The 12,367-nt window shown below is 49.6% G+C and carries 12 protein-coding genes and 1 rRNA gene; 12 read left to right on the forward strand and 1 reads right to left on the reverse strand.

What is annotated here, in order from left to right; all coding sequences use genetic code 11:
* Nucleotides 1-187 precede the first annotated feature (187 nt).
* The 10 genes from PAEVO_RS32205 to PAEVO_RS32250 all read left to right on the forward strand — a co-directional run bounded on the left by PAEVO_RS32205 (nucleotide 188) and on the right by PAEVO_RS32250 (nucleotide 9,936).
* The gene (locus PAEVO_RS32205; RefSeq protein WP_071219588.1) at nucleotides 188-568 is read left to right on the forward strand and encodes an ATPase; all 381 of its coding nucleotides are present in this window, start codon (nucleotides 188-190) and stop codon (nucleotides 566-568) included.
* A gap of 173 nt (nucleotides 569-741) precedes the next feature.
* Nucleotides 742-1,029 (forward strand): Asp-tRNA(Asn)/Glu-tRNA(Gln) amidotransferase subunit GatC, encoded by a 288-nt coding sequence (gatC, locus tag PAEVO_RS32210; RefSeq protein ID WP_071219587.1) that lies wholly within the window; start codon nucleotides 742-744, stop codon nucleotides 1,027-1,029.
* Nucleotides 1,030-1,049: 20 nt separating this feature from the next.
* On the forward strand, nucleotides 1,050-2,507 hold the full coding sequence (gatA, locus tag PAEVO_RS32215; RefSeq protein WP_100541517.1) for an Asp-tRNA(Asn)/Glu-tRNA(Gln) amidotransferase subunit GatA: 1,458 nt from the start codon (nucleotides 1,050-1,052) through the stop codon (nucleotides 2,505-2,507).
* A gap of 30 nt (nucleotides 2,508-2,537) precedes the next feature.
* On the forward strand, nucleotides 2,538-3,977 hold the full coding sequence (gatB, locus tag PAEVO_RS32220) for an Asp-tRNA(Asn)/Glu-tRNA(Gln) amidotransferase subunit GatB (RefSeq protein ID WP_100541518.1): 1,440 nt from the start codon (nucleotides 2,538-2,540) through the stop codon (nucleotides 3,975-3,977).
* Nucleotides 3,978-4,191: 214 nt separating this feature from the next.
* Entirely contained in the window at nucleotides 4,192-4,650 is a 459-nt protein-coding gene (locus tag PAEVO_RS32225) for a GNAT family N-acetyltransferase (RefSeq protein WP_100541519.1), read from the forward strand.
* A 50-nt stretch (nucleotides 4,651-4,700) separates the two neighbouring features.
* Nucleotides 4,701-5,414, forward strand: a complete 714-nt coding sequence (locus tag PAEVO_RS32230; RefSeq protein WP_100541520.1) for an MgtC/SapB family protein — start codon at nucleotides 4,701-4,703, stop codon at nucleotides 5,412-5,414.
* Nucleotides 5,415-5,609: 195 nt separating this feature from the next.
* The gene (locus PAEVO_RS32235) at nucleotides 5,610-6,221 is read left to right on the forward strand and encodes a hypothetical protein (protein WP_100541521.1); all 612 of its coding nucleotides are present in this window, start codon (nucleotides 5,610-5,612) and stop codon (nucleotides 6,219-6,221) included.
* A 57-nt stretch (nucleotides 6,222-6,278) separates the two neighbouring features.
* On the forward strand, nucleotides 6,279-7,598 hold the full coding sequence (locus tag PAEVO_RS32240) for a DUF4097 family beta strand repeat-containing protein (RefSeq protein ID WP_100541522.1): 1,320 nt from the start codon (nucleotides 6,279-6,281) through the stop codon (nucleotides 7,596-7,598).
* Between the two features lie 86 nt (nucleotides 7,599-7,684).
* Entirely contained in the window at nucleotides 7,685-8,104 is a 420-nt protein-coding gene (perR, locus tag PAEVO_RS32245) for a peroxide-responsive transcriptional repressor PerR (protein ID WP_071219580.1), read from the forward strand.
* Nucleotides 8,105-8,220: 116 nt separating this feature from the next.
* Complete coding sequence (locus PAEVO_RS32250; RefSeq protein ID WP_100541523.1) at nucleotides 8,221-9,936, forward strand: glycosyl hydrolase family 18 protein; 1,716 nt, start codon at nucleotides 8,221-8,223, stop codon at nucleotides 9,934-9,936.
* A gap of 126 nt (nucleotides 9,937-10,062) precedes the next feature.
* Here PAEVO_RS32250 and PAEVO_RS32255 read toward each other — a convergent pair whose 3' ends face one another.
* Nucleotides 10,063-10,428 (reverse strand): YgzB family protein, encoded by a 366-nt coding sequence (locus tag PAEVO_RS32255; protein ID WP_076325456.1) that lies wholly within the window; start codon nucleotides 10,426-10,428, stop codon nucleotides 10,063-10,065.
* Between the two features lie 187 nt (nucleotides 10,429-10,615).
* Between PAEVO_RS32255 and PAEVO_RS32260 the strand changes: the two genes are divergently transcribed.
* Nucleotides 10,616-11,494, forward strand: coding sequence for a nucleotidyltransferase-like protein (locus PAEVO_RS32260; protein WP_100541524.1), 879 nt, complete (start codon nucleotides 10,616-10,618; stop codon nucleotides 11,492-11,494).
* A 468-nt stretch (nucleotides 11,495-11,962) separates the two neighbouring features.
* Nucleotides 11,963-12,367: ribosomal RNA gene (locus tag PAEVO_RS32265) — 16S ribosomal RNA — on the forward strand; the annotation flags it as partial.

Raw genomic sequence — 12,367 nt, forward strand, 5'->3', positions numbered from 1 at the left:
TGAATCACATGGACATCTCTATCTTTTTTTAGTAGACTATGAAGACAAGAAAAACGTCATCGACGTACGTTATCAGAAGAGAGACCGTATTTAGCGGAAGTTTTTCTTGCGAGATAAGGATGATAAGCCTCTGAAGTTTATATTTTCTTATCTCTTAAAAAAGGATAGACAACTCAGGAGGTAGACGATGCTGCGTTTAGGGGAAAAGATTACAATCGTTGCGGACGCCTTTGAGCAGAATCTTCCAATCGGTCAATACGGTTATATCATCGCTTATGACCGAAATCCGGACAATGCGTTCGATTACGTCATTCGGATTCCGAGCCTCAACCGTAATTTTTTTGTTCCGGCAGATGATGTAGAGCTGGAATCAATCGTGTTGAAGCAGGAAGCTGAGCGGGTCGAGCGGGAAGCGCTCATCGATTTCGCCCTGTCGACATATAATGAGAAGCTGTTTCATCAAGTGATGAACGGCGAGTTGGAAAGTGTTGAAGAGGAAGAAGAAACCAAGGAAGCAATATCCCAGGCGGATTTCATCAAACAAGTGAATCTTCGTGCTTGGATTTAGAAGAGTCGGCTGAGGCCGACTCTTTTTTGATGGAATGGAAAAGTAACTCCGAAGCGGCAAGCTTCAAGCTGTTTGGATTGAATCTTGCATGCTTCTACAATATAATGAGAAAAGTTGTCGTGACAGACTTTACCCCTTTAACTGGATAGGGGCATGAAGGAGGATGTAAAGCCATGAGCATTACCGATAAGGATGTTCAGCATGTAGCGAAGCTGGCCCGTTTGAATTTGACGCCTGAAGAAGAGCAGATGTTTACCGGCCAACTGAACGCGATTTTACAATATGCCGAGAAGTTAAATGAATTGGATACAGAAGGTGTTGAGCCGACTACACACGTGCTTCATCTCAGCAATGTCATGAGAGAAGACGAGGTGCGAGAGAGCTTACCTATCGAGAAGGTGCTGCTTAACGCACCGGATGAAGAAGACGATCAAATTAAAGTACCTGCTGTTTTGGAATAGCCTGAAGGGAGGATACACACTTGAGTCTGTTTGATTACAAGTTAACGGAGATACATAATAAGCTGCAGAATAAGGAGCTTTCCGTAACCGATCTGGTTGACCAAGCTTTTACTCGTATTTCCGAACGTGAGGATCGGGTGAAGGCATTTATTACTTTGGACGAAGAGGGTGCTCGTTCATCCGCCAAGGCTTTGGATGAGAAGCTGGCTTCAGAGGGGACGCGCGGACTGTTGTTCGGGCTTCCTGTCGGAATCAAGGATAATATCGTGACAGAAGGGCTTCGCACCACATGCGCAAGTCAGTTTTTGTCCAATTTCACGCCGGTTTATGATGCGACGGTTGTCGATAAATTGCGTGCAGCGGATACGGTGACGATCGGCAAGCTGAACATGGATGAATTTGCAATGGGGGGCTCCAATGAGAACTCCAGCTTCTACCCTGTGCGAAACCCATGGGATTTAGATCGGGTACCCGGTGGATCCAGCGGCGGCTCGGCTGCGGCCGTAGCTGCAGGCGAAGCTTACTTTGCGCTGGGGTCGGATACAGGCGGTTCCATCAGGCAGCCTGCCTCTTATTGCGGTGTCGTGGGACTGAAACCAACCTATGGCCTCGTATCCCGGTTCGGTCTTGTTGCCTTTGCCTCATCGCTGGATCAGATCGGACCTTTGACAAAAAATGTGGAAGATTCCGCTTACGTCCTGCAAGCCATTGCCGGTTATGATCCAATGGATTCGACATCTGCAAAAGTGGACGTGCCCGACTATCTGAGCGCGTTATCCGGAGACGTTACCGGTCTTCGCATTGCTGTGCCTAAGGAATACCTGGGCGAGGGCGTAGACGCTGAAGTAAAGGAAACCGTCCTGAACGCACTGAAGGTGCTCGAAGCGCTGGGCGCTACCTGGGATGAAGTTTCCCTGCCGCATACCGACTATGCGGTAGCAACGTATTATTTGCTTGCTTCTTCGGAGGCCTCTTCGAACCTGGCCCGCTTTGACGGCGTGCGCTATGGCGTTCGTTCCGACAATGCAGGCAGCCTGATTGACTTGTATCATGAGTCCCGCAGCCAAGGCTTCGGCGATGAGGTGAAACGCCGCATCATGCTGGGTACCTATGCGCTTAGCTCGGGTTATTACGACGCCTATTATTTGAAGGCGCAGAAAGCCCGCACGCTCATCAAGCAGGACTTCGATAAAGTATTCGAGCAATATGATGTCATCATCGGACCGACAGCTCCGACTACGGCTTTCAAGCTGGGAGCTCAGGTGGACGATCCGCTGACGATGTATTTGAATGATATCCTGACGATTCCTGTCAGCCTGGCAGGTGTGCCGGCAGTGAGTGTTCCTTGCGGATTTGCGGACGGACTACCCGTTGGCATGCAAATTATCGGCAAAGCCTTTGATGAGTCGACCGTGCTGCGCGTCGCGCATGCCTACGAGCAAAATACTGAACACCACAAACGGCGCCCTGAACTGTAAACCGGCGGCAGAGAAGGAGGGAAACAATCGATGTCTACATCAAAATATGAAACGGTTATCGGATTGGAAGTGCACGTAGAGCTGCATACGAATTCCAAAATATTTTGCGGCTGCTCCACTGCGTTTGGAGCCCCGCCGAACACACATACATGTCCCATCTGTCTTGGCCATCCCGGCGTGCTGCCCGTATTAAACCGCCAGGCTGTGGAATATGCTATGAAGGCTGCGATGGCGCTGAACTGCACCATTGGCGATGTCAGCAAATTTGACCGCAAGAACTACTTCTACCCGGATTCTCCGAAAGCCTACCAGATTTCCCAGTACGATCAGCCGATCGGTGAAAACGGCTGGATCGATATTGAGGTGGACGGAAAGACGAAACGAATCGGGATTACCCGGCTTCATCTGGAGGAGGATGCCGGTAAACTCACGCACGTGGATGGCGGATATGCATCGCTGGTTGACTTTAACCGCGTAGGCACGCCTCTTGTTGAGATCGTGTCCGAACCTGAGATCTCAACGCCGGAGGAAGCCAAGGCTTATCTGGAGAAAATGCGTGCGATTATGCAATACTGCGACGTTTCGGATGTGAAGATGGAAGAGGGCTCGCTTCGCTGCGACGCTAACATCAGTCTTCGTCCTTGGGGACAGAAGGAACTCGGCACGAAGGCCGAGCTGAAGAATATGAACTCTTTCCGCGGCGTACAGCGCGGTTTGGAATATGAGCAGTACCGGCAGACGGAAATTCTCGATGAGGGCGGCGTGATTGTACAGGAAACCCGCCGCTGGGACGAAGCCCAGGCGAAAACCTTCTCCATGCGCGGGAAGGAGCAGGCGCACGACTACCGTTATTTCCCGGACCCGGACCTCGTATCGGTGCATATTAGTGAGGAGTGGAAGGAATCAGTTCGTGCAACGATTCCGGAGCTTCCGGATGCCCGTAAGGCCCGCTATGCTTCAGAGTATGGTTTGCCGGACTATGACGCTGCGGTTATCACGTCGTCCAAGCTGCTCGCCGACTTCTTTGAGGACAGCCTGAACTATACGAAGGATGCCAAATCCGTATCGAACTGGATCATGGGGGATTTGCTGGGTTATTTGAACTCGAACAATCTGGAACTGTCTGAAGTGAAAATCACGGGCCAAGGCCTCGGCGAAATGATCGGATTGATCGAGAAGGGAACCATCAGCAGCAAAATCGCCAAAACCGTCTTCAAAGAGATGCTGGAGAGCGGCAAGCTGCCTGCGCAAATCGTTGAGGAGAAGGGCCTCGTCCAAATCAGCGATGAAGGTGCGATCAAGAGCATCGTCGAGCAGGTGGTTGCAAACAATCCGCAATCCGTGGAGGACTACAAGGCGGGTAAACAGAAAGCGATCGGCTTCCTGGTTGGTCAAGTGATGAAAGAGAGCAAGGGAAAAGCCAATCCTGCGCTGGCCAACAAACTGCTGGTTGAGGTGCTGAACGGATAATCAACGTTCATCCGTCATGTTCCCGAAATGTATTTAGATAATGGGAGCTTGTCCCGTATTAGGGGCAAGTTCCTTTTTAAGATATCAGAAAGTATGAACTTCGGAGAGGCTGCTGCCTGATATCGCAAGAAAAACTACACTAAACCCGGTCTGTCTTCTTGGAGAGTACGCCGTAGACGTTTTTCTTATAATAACTAGGTTAGGGGATGAATACATGATAAGAGCTTTATCTTTGGAGGATAGGGATACCGTCCAGCAGATATGGAGTCTGCAGCATATGGCGTACCCTTTGGAAGCTGAATTAATCGGATTCTCGGAAATCCCTCCGCTGCAGGATACCTTCGATACGATCCGCGCGAGCGGGGAAACCTTTTTTGGTTATATAAATGAAGAAGGCGATCTTATCGGAGCTATTGCGGTAGAGCCGGAACAGGAGCAGGTCACCATATCACGGATGATGGTCCATCCCGGTCATTTCCGCAAAGGAATCGCGGGGACTTTAATTCGACATGTGTTGGAATGCTACAAGGAGGCGCCCATGTTCGTAGTCTCGACAGGGACGCGTAATACGCCTGCGGTAACGTTGTATGAGAAATTCGGGTTTGTAAAGAATCACGCTTTTGAGGTTGCTCCGGGCGTGGAATTGACCGAGTTTCATCTTCATATACACTGAATGATATCAGCATAAGCGATTGAAGCCGACGTGAGGGGAGTATCGTTCTTTTGAATAATCCTTGGGTGATAGATAATGTATCCATTTTATTAAGATTGCTGCTGGCTATGCTGCTTGGCGGCTTGATCGGTTTTGAACGGGAACGTTCCAACCATGCTGCAGGACTGCGCACGCATATATTGGTATGCTTGGGTTCAACCCTTATTATGCTGTTATCCATTTACGGTTTCTCCGATTTTGTAGACGAGATTAACGTTCGGATTGACCCTGCGCGCTTGGCCACGGCCGTCATTACGGGGATCGGTTTCTTGGGTGCCGGTACCATTCTGTTTACCGGTAAATCCATTACCGGATTAACCACCGCCGCGTCCATCTGGGTTGTGGGAGCTGTGGGGTTGGCTGTTGGGGCCGGGTTTTATTTTGCCTCGATTGTATCGACGGTGCTCATTCTTCTTAATCTGGTTGTCTTCAATAAGCTGGAGCAGCGTTACATCCGCGGCAGTAAATTGCATCTGATCACCATCCATGCAGCGAATACGCCGAATATTTTGGATGACATATCCGCTGTTCTGGAGGAACAGGAATTCGTGATCAAGAAGCTTATCGTTAACGAACGAAGCAGTGCGGCATACGGGGAGCTGCAGCCTGCGGTATTAGGGCTCGAAATCTCGCTGCAAGTCTTGACCGATCGCAAATTCGAACCGATGGAGATCACCCGGCAGTTGCGGGGGATCGGCCATGTTACCATGGTAACGGCTGAATAGGATATGGAATGAACCATAACAAACGGCAACTGCTGAACCACCGGCGGTGCCGTTTTTTTGTAGGTTCGCCGGCTTTCTGCGGACGGCCTATCCAGTTTTTTGCCAGTTACTTCGGCACCTCGTTGGGGTACTATCAAAGAAAAACATCGTAAAACAACGCCTGTCCCAGGATGTTTGGAAGGAGGCGAGAAGGTTATGAATCCAACACCCGAACCACAAACCGAAGTCAGCAAGAAGAAACGGCTTTCGATTCAGGTTAAGCGTCACCCGGGGCTGCAGCGAAAAAAGCGGAAATTATATGCACTTCTATTAGCCGCTCTCATTCCGGGTCTGGGTCATGTGTACCTCGGTATGTACCGCAAGGGGATAACATTTGTGATGCTGCTGCTGCTGGATATATCGGCGCTTTTATACTTCTCTTCCATCGGTATGCAGATTAATGTACCGCTGCTTGTCGTTTTGGGTCTTCTGATTCCGGTAGGATATTTTTATAACGTGTATGACGTGCTGCAGGCAGCGGAATATATTATCTCTCGAAAAAGGCGCGGTGAGGCAGCCGTTGCTGCTTCGAAGGACGGACGAGGATGGAACCATCCGTTCCGGGGTGAGCGGGGAATCGCTTTTGGCATCATGTTGGTTGCTACCGGGGCCCTGCTCATTTTGTTTCACCAGAAGCCGCCTTGGCTGCAGGCAGGAATCCGCGACTATGGTGCGGAAGCCTCTGCCATCATGCTGATTGTTATCGGGATATGGGCGGGAATCCGGGAAGCTCTCCGGCACCGAAGAGACAAGGGCAAATCCCTATAGTACACGTACAGCGGCACGGTGGTCATGGCCGCGTCATAAGACGAGGGGAGGAGACGGATGAAACATAAAATTAGAGTGGGACGGTATACAGCCGCCTTACTGCTTGTCTGTACAGGCGTGTTGTTGCTCCTTGACGAGTGGAAAGGCACGGATTATATATTTATGCTCCGGCGTTGGTGGCCGCTGTTGTTTATCCTGCTCGGCGTTGAATATTTAGTCAGGTACACGCTGTCGCGTGTCTTGGGCAGACGCAAAGAACTTCGGTTTCGGCCCGACATGAGGGGGATTCTGCTGGCAGTGGCTGTTACGGCCTCCGTATTCGTCATTTCCCAGCAGGAGCATTTTCTCCATCTCTGGAACCGGGTGAGCCTGAACTTGACGGCAGCGGGAGTGGATTATAGCGAAGCTGAAGATAACCGGTTTCAGAAGCCGATATTGGAGATTCCGGTGGAGCTTGAAACCGAGAAAATCATCGTCGATCACTTAAACGGGGATATCTCCATCACACGGCAGGATGTAGATGATATCAAGGTGGAGACGGAAGTATGGGTGGATCATGAGCAGCCCGGTTTGGCTGAAGCGATCGCCGAGCAGTCGACGATCGAAGTGGGGGAAGGCAAGACGATCACGATTCGATCCAAGGGGAAGGCCTATGGTGAATCGGGTAAACGGCAGCCCCGTATGAACGTGAACATCGCGGTTCCGGATGATCGGCGATTCAATTTTGAGATACGGACGATGAACGGAGCCATTACCTTAAACCGCGTGGAAGCGATTGAGAATATTTTGCTGGAGAGTGGTAACGGGCCGATTACGATGGATCGGATTTACGGAAATGTGACGGGTAAGACCTTAAATGGCGAAATTACGGCGCGCGGCGTTACCGGTAATATTAAAATGTCCACCAACCGCGGGAATATGCTGGCGGTCGATATTACGGGCGAAACGGATTTGACCACGCAAGTGGGGAATATGACGGTAAAGCGAACGACTGATCATATCCGGGTTCAGACGAGAAACGGCAACATTCTGATCAGCGGGGCAGAGTCGCAATTAAGCGCTGAATCTCTCAATGGCGGAGTGGCTATACGTTCATCCCGCATTGGTGGCGATTGGAATGTATATAGTGCGGTCGGCGAGATGAATCTTCACGTTCCACTCGAGGGCGATTACAAGCTTGAAGGGACGATTAGCTACGGAAGAATTCTGACGACGCTGCCCAATCTTCTGATCGAACAGAAAACCATCTCCGGCGAATCCGGTACAGGCGAACATTCCATTCGTATTGAGGGAAACAGTAATCTGAACATCTTCCGAAGCTATCCGGAACAGGAGGAAGGCCGGAACAACGGGGGCTGGACGCCTCTGCCGGATTGACAACATTCCAAGAAACGCCGTACAATGAATTCTAAGAACGTTATAGGTTTGGTAAAAACCAGTTAACTTAAAGGCGGTGGGCAACCATGGGAACGTCCGTACAGCATGCGCTGGAACAACTGAAAACGACCGGTGTCCGTATCACGCCGCAACGTCATGCGATTTTAACGTATCTGGTGGAATCTATGGGCCATCCGACAGCGGATGATATTTATCGGGCTCTGGAACCTAATTTTCCTAGTATGAGCGTAGCCACAGTATACAACAATCTAAAAATGTTTATTGAAGCCGGCATGGTGCGTGAGCTGACGTACGGGGACAACTCGAGTCGTTTCGACGCCAACGTATCGGATCATCATCATGTCATATGTCAGAGTTGCGGTAAAATCGAAGATTTCAGCTATCCGTCCCTTGAAGATGTTGGAATACAGGCTGAGAAGAGCACCGGATTTGAAGTAAAGGGACTACGAATGGAGCTGTATGGGCTCTGCAAGTCCTGCCAATAGACGCCGGTTGTTATAGATAAACGTGCGGAATGAACCATTCCACACGTTTTTATTTTTAAGGGCGTTATTCAACGATAAGGGGTTAGTAATGAGCGAGAGTGAAATGGGGGAGTAGTTTGGCAAGAAGAAGATATCGGGGAAAGAAGAGGCGTACGAGAGGAAGCTCTTTCTTTCTGGGGTTACTGCTGATCGCGGCTGGGGTCTGGTGGGTTGTCACCACATTATTTCCCAACCAGACCTATACGGTGCCGGACTGGCGTGGAATGGACAAGCCGATTTTTGTTCAGGGGGAACTGCAGGAACAGCCTGCCCAGGGCTCCGGTGAAGAGCTGCTGCTGCCGATAACGATTATTCAGGAGAGCGTGGATGCCAACATCCGTTATGAGCAGGAAACAAAATCCGTCCTTGTAACGACTTCGGAATCCGTATTCCGCATGAAGATGGACAGCACGAAGGGCGAGCTGAACGGCAAGGCGGTTACCATTGCCTACGCACCTAAGCTGATTGACGGCATTGCCTATGTTCCGATTAAGCCGCTCAAACAGCATTATGGCGTGACCGTTCACGAGGACACGACGACAGGCGCCATCATTCTGATGCGTGCAGGGGATTCGATTCAGCTTGCCGAAGCAGCACCCGGTAATCCTGAGGAAACCGTGGCTCTGCGTGAGAGCGGGGAGAAGAAGTCTCCAATTGTACTGGATATGCCGGCCGGTGAGCGCCTTCGCGTATGGCGTGAAGAAGAGGGGCGGTTATTCGTCCAGGCGGATAACGGATATACGGGATATGTTCCTAAAGAGCAGGTTAAACTTGGGGACGTAAAGGAAATTCCGACGCTTGCGCAGACTCCTTCTCGGGCAGAGCTTGAATGGAAGGATAAGTCGGTCAATCTGGCATGGGAAGCTGTTTATAACAAAAATCCCAGCACGGATAGCATTGGCGAACTGCCCGGTGTCAATGTGGTCAGCCCGACCTGGTTCAGCATTGTGGATGGTGAAGGCACGGTCAAATCCAAAGCGGTTAAGCAGTATGTAAGCTGGGCCCATAACAGGAACATGGAGGTTTGGGGTCTGATGGACAACAGCTTCGATCCGGACATGACAACCGAAGCGTTGTCTACTTTCGATAGAAGATGGCATATTATCAAGCAGATGCTGGCTTATGCCAAACAATATAAACTTGACGGAATCAATATTGACTTTGAAAATGTCCACACCAAAGATAAAGATCATGTCGTTCAGTTCGTGAGGGAAATGAAGCCGCTGGCCAAAGCCAGAGGGCTTATCGTTTCCATCGATGTGACGCCAAAATCGAACAGCGAGATGTGGTCGCTCTTTCTCGATCGGAAACGGCTCGGAGAGACGATTGATTACATGATGGTAATGGCTTATGACGAGCACTGGGCCACGAGTCCGAAAGCGGGATCCGTATCCTCGCTGCCATGGGCCGAGCAGTCGGTAAGGCGAATCATGGAAGAGGACGCGGTACCGTCATCCAAGCTGGTGTTGGGCGTACCGTTATATACACGGGTCTGGACGGAAACAAGCGAAGCGGGAGAGGCGAAGGTGTCCTCCAAAGCGATTGGGATGGAGAAGCTGCAGACTCTCCTTAAGGAAAAGAAAGTGAAAGGCTCGCTGGATGCCAGTACAGGGCAGAACTATGTTCAATTCACGGAGGGAGAATCCATTATGAAAATATGGATGGAGGACGATACTTCTCTGCAATCTCGTGTGAATATGGCTAAAAAGCTGAAGCTTGGCGGCATTGCTTCATGGAACCGGAGCTTTGCCATTCCGGAAACCTGGCATGTTCTAAAGACGATACATGATTAAGGATTAACAGAACTTATCTCACATCATAATAAAGAACCCGGTTATCGCGAGGATAACCGGGTTCTTTATGTTTAATCGTCTTACGAGTTGCGAATCCTATTGAATAGGCTAGTTCTTCAAACCCCTTTAGGATTTGGTTTGCTGGGCTTCAAGCTCTTCTGCTGTGATGTTGGCTTGGCCTGGATCCAGTGTCAGAATGGTATGGCAGAACATGCAGCGGTCCGTTTTTCCCAACATCTTGGTCAATTTATTGCATTCCGGACACTGAATTTGGACGGCACTCGTGGATAACATACCTGCCCAGAAGTAAATGCCGAGACTCCCCAGCATCATAATCAGGCCAAACACCAATCCGATTCCGGCAAATATTTTGCCAGCTTGGCCGAAAAATACGATTCCGGCTGTGCCAAGCACCATAAGGCCCATACCCAGCATCGTCAGCAGCAATCCCCAAGTGCGGAAGGCGTTGATTTTTGCGTTCTTAAAGATCATGGCTCGAAAACTCCTGTCATTCAAATAGTTGTTTATGAAATAACGTGAACCGAGAAATGAAATCTTGTATTTTCGTTTATCGTCTTCATAAGATCTTATCTCCTAAAAGAAGGAACTTACATGGACATGTAGAATTACATTATAACTGAAATGGCTGAAATTCGCCAAGGAATGTATGGAGGGAAACGTGGAATTAACCAACTTTTCTTTTTATTATGGAAATACGGTTGATGAGGAAGCTGTAGGGGCGATAGCATACCGTAATTCGGACAAAAGGCAGCAAGGATTGCTTGTTTATGATTTTGAGGTCAATATTGTTGTCGTGTATGACGGAACACCTGACGAGCCTCCCATCCAGCATTCTATCGTGGGCGGGGAACGCTGCCAGGTGGTAAGTATCGGGCTGGACGATTTGCATCGGGAACTCCTGAGCGGCACATACAAAGTATTGATCAAATGCTTCCTAGAAGGAGATATCATAAAAGACGATCAAGATCGTCTGTCCAATCTGCGCCGTGATTTCCTTAGGTTTGCTGAACCGTTCCGGGAGCAAAAATTGTTTATTGGTTTTGCCCACTTCCTACAAAAGTATATAGATGCCAAGATGCTCTTGAAGGAAGAGCGGGTTCTGGATGCTTACCATACTCTATTAGAAGGTCTGCATTATTGGGGGCAGCTTGAGCTGATCGAACGGGGGATTCATCCGGAGTCGGCTGTTTGGGAGCAGATTACAGGATTGAATACACCCGTCCGCAAATTATATGAAGAGCTTACGGTCAGTACGGAAACGCTCGGGCAACGAGTGGAGCTGGCCCTGCTGGCATATGAATTCTCCATGATATCCAAGCTGGAGAGCTCATCAGCGCTGTTGCTCCGCATATTAAGAAGCCGACGGAATCCCTGGACGATACAGGAGCTTATTCTTCACCCTGAGCTGGCACCTGTAGGCAAGGAGCTGCCGATCGTGATGCGCAAGCTGGTCTATCAATCACTTGTGAAGGAAGTTCCGATTTGGAGAGGAGTTCGATCCTATGGATCGGAAGCCATCCGGTACTATACCGATTAAAGAAGGACGCGAGTCCTTCTTTTTTTGTGTCGAAGTATTTGATATACGGTTATAAAACAGCGCCTTTAGGAGACAGTATCTAACGTTAGGGTAGATAAAAAGATGTCCTAAGGCATGCTGAGATGCGTCAGAACGTTTGTTACAAGAAGTCGTAAAAATAATTTGACGAATCATGTTGACGAGCCACCTGTTTCTGTGATAAATTATAACTCGCCCCTTCGAAAGGGACTTTGATAATTCGGTTAAGAAAATGTCGAATTAAAAAGTTTTCAAAAAAAGTTCTTGACGAAACGATGGGCGCCATGATATATTATAAAGGTCGCCGCTGAAAATGAGTTTTCGGCGAAAGACAACGAAGTTGATCTTTGAAAACTGAACAACGAGTGAGTAAAACGAACCACTTTGGTGGGACGTTGAAATAGAGAATTGAACAAATTCTCGTCAGTTAAGAAATGAGCAAGTCAAACTTTATTGGAGAGTTTGATCCTGGCTCAGGACGAACGCTGGCGGCGTGCCTAATACATGCAAGTCGAGCGGACCTGATGGAGTGCTTGCACTCCTGAAGGTTAGCGGCGGACGGGTGAGTAACACGTAGGCAACCTGCCCTCAAGACTGGGATAACTACCGGAAACGGTAGCTAATACCGGATAATTTATTTCGCAGCATTGTGGAATAATGAAAGACGGAGCGATCTGTCACTTGGGGATGGGCCTGCGGCGCATTAGCTAGTTGGTGGGGTAACGGCTCACCAAGGCGACGATGCGTAGCCGACCTGAGAGGGTGAACGGCCACACTGGGACTGAGACACGGCCCAGACTCCTACGGGAGGCAGCAGTAGGGAATCTTCCGCAATGGGCGAAAGCCTGACGGAGC

Source organism: Paenibacillus sp. GM2FR, assembly GCF_002803325.1.
In the GTDB taxonomy this organism is placed as follows: Bacteria; Bacillota; Bacilli; order Paenibacillales; family Paenibacillaceae; genus Paenibacillus_AQ; species Paenibacillus_AQ lautus.